The organism is Xanthovirga aplysinae (genome assembly GCF_009711365.1).
In the GTDB taxonomy this organism is placed as follows: domain Bacteria; phylum Bacteroidota; class Bacteroidia; order Cytophagales; family Cyclobacteriaceae; genus Xanthovirga; species Xanthovirga aplysinae.
This window is the reverse complement of record NZ_SMMB01000540.1, coordinates 1-2218: the sequence shown is the minus strand read 5'-3', so window position 1 is coordinate 2218 and position 2218 is coordinate 1. Positions and strand designations below refer to the sequence as shown.

The window sequence follows — 2218 nt, the reverse complement described above, 5'->3', positions numbered from 1 at the left end:
CAACTATAAAATATGGCTCTATAACCATTATTAATCCCTAAGCTGGGTGATAAAGCTTTTCCTAACCAAGAGGATTTTTAAATGTTTGACCTTGCAATTATAATCAGGGGGAGATCAAATTTCCAAGCACATTTTTCAAATTTATTACATTAAAAATTTTATAATTTACATTAAAAAAAATCTAACGTTTAGGGCATAATTTATCTTAATACGTTTCGTATATATGCTTTAGTAACTTTCCCATTTCTTTTCTGCTTTCTGCTGTACTACCGGAAAGGTGATTATTCATCATACTAAAGATTAGTGTTCTTCCACTTTTAGTTTTCACGTAACCACATAATGAAATATTATGCCTTAAAGAGCCGGTTTTGGCATAGACAAAAGGCTTTTCTTCCCCACCATAATAATTCTTCAAAGTTCCGCTGGCTCCCCCAGCTGGCAACAAGGAAAACAAACGCTTTTCAGGCATACCTTTATAAATTCGATCCAATACAGCCACCATACTTCGAGGAGTGAACATATTATAGCGGGATAGACCTGAACCATCTACCCAGACGGCTTCATCAGGCATATCATTAAGCAAGTTTTCTTTTACCCACTCAATAGTTCTTTGTGAATTTAACTCTCCAAATAATTCATGGCTACTAAGCAATAATAGTTGTTCTGCAATGAAATTGTCACTCTCAATTAAATATCTTTTATAAAGACTATCTGCTGGAATGCTGTATAAAGTTTTCTCATCAATAAATTTATAATCAGGTATTTTTAAGACACTCTTTCCTAATTCCTTCTCCAATAAATTAAGGGTGAGTTCATCAGAAGTAATAATTGGGACTTCCTTTTCAAAACCCTCTCTACCCGGCAATTCCGCCAGATTCATTCGAAAGATATTTTGATGCAAATCTCTTTTCACCACCGTCTTAGGTGAAATTAAATTATCCTTTTCACTAAAGGTTCTTAGGAACCCAGGAATAATTTCTAAACTGTCTGTTTGTTCATCTAATCTTTTGAATTGCACCACATTTGCATACAATGGCAATATGCTTTTTTCAGGCTGATAGTAATCGTTATAATCATCCCATGCCCAACCTGGCCCATAAACTTGGTCCTGAAACGTGGAAGAGGTATAAAACAATTTCTCATCTCGCTCCCTTAAAAAGCTCAAAACGGTTGAATCCTGAAAATAGGGATGCAACTGTGAAGGATCACCTGTACCGGAAAAAATCAAAGAATCCCCTTTCACTTCATAGTCTAATGAGGGAACTTGGTCTCCCAAAATATTTAAAGCTGCATAGAAGGTAAATAATTTGGTCGTAGAGGCTGGGGTAAAGTATTTGTCTTCATTTTGGGAAAATAGTACATCCTTTGTGTGAGGGTCAAAGAGCATAAAGCCAAAAAAATATTGATTAAACACTTCGGATTCACTCACCAACTCTTCCATTTCTTTTACTTTGTCTTTCTTTGATACTCTACCAGCCCTGCAAGAAGAAAGGAAAACTGCTCCTATAGCTAATACAAATAAAAACCTGCTCAATACCTTTACATTTTCCATGAACTATTCCCCCAAAAAAATTAGTTAAGAAATAAAGTTAAAATCAAAAAAGGAATTTGGCCATCCTTTTCCTCCTTTTATCCATTAATAGGGTTTGAAACCTTTTTCTAAATGGCCAATAATCAATCACAAAAATCAAGTCTGAAAGCTAGTAAAAAATTAAGGCGAAATTAGAATAAATTTTTTCTTTTATGATGTATTCAAAATGGTGAAGGATAGGGTAAAAGTATTAAAACAGATCTTCCTATTAATCCCTAAATATGAAATTGAAATGAAGCGATATTTTAATATAAGATCTTTACTTTTCATATTCTTGCTACTTTCTTTTCGCACACCTGAAGCACAAGATCCGACAAACCTGAATGGGCGATGGAACCTGATTGTCATGAAAAAAGGAGAAAACAAAATGGACAATCTAAAATTGGAAATTCACCTCAACCTTTTCGATGAGAAGAAATACAGCGCAACAGCCAACAATATTTACCGAGGCACCTACAAAAGAGATGAGCAGGGAATGATTGAATTTCATGAAGGCATTTCCACAAAAATGGCTATGGTACCTGAGGAAGAGACTTTCAAACAGCTATTTTTTAATGTAAATCAATATAAGTATAAAGGGGGGCATTTGATCCTTCTAAATAAGGAAAAGGGGTATAAACTGGTTTT

The 2218-nt window shown here is 34.4% G+C and carries 2 protein-coding genes; one reads left to right on the top strand and one right to left on the bottom strand.

What is annotated here, in order from left to right:
- Nucleotides 1–205 precede the first annotated feature (205 nt).
- Entirely contained in the window at nt 206–1552 is a 1347-nt protein-coding gene (locus E1171_RS02480) for a D-alanyl-D-alanine carboxypeptidase/D-alanyl-D-alanine-endopeptidase (RefSeq protein ID WP_155203744.1), read from the bottom strand.
- A 271-nt stretch (nt 1553–1823) separates the two neighbouring features.
- Here E1171_RS02480 and E1171_RS02475 point away from each other — a divergent pair.
- Nucleotides 1824–2218: META domain-containing protein (locus E1171_RS02475; protein ID WP_187696204.1), on the top strand; the 395-nt coding region annotated here is incomplete at its 3' end.

Excerpts from the sequence above, each read along its gene's own strand:
- E1171_RS02480 (WP_155203744.1), bottom strand. The coding sequence starts at position 1,552 with ATGGAAAATGTAAAGGTATTGAGCAGGTTTTTATTTGTATTAGCTATA.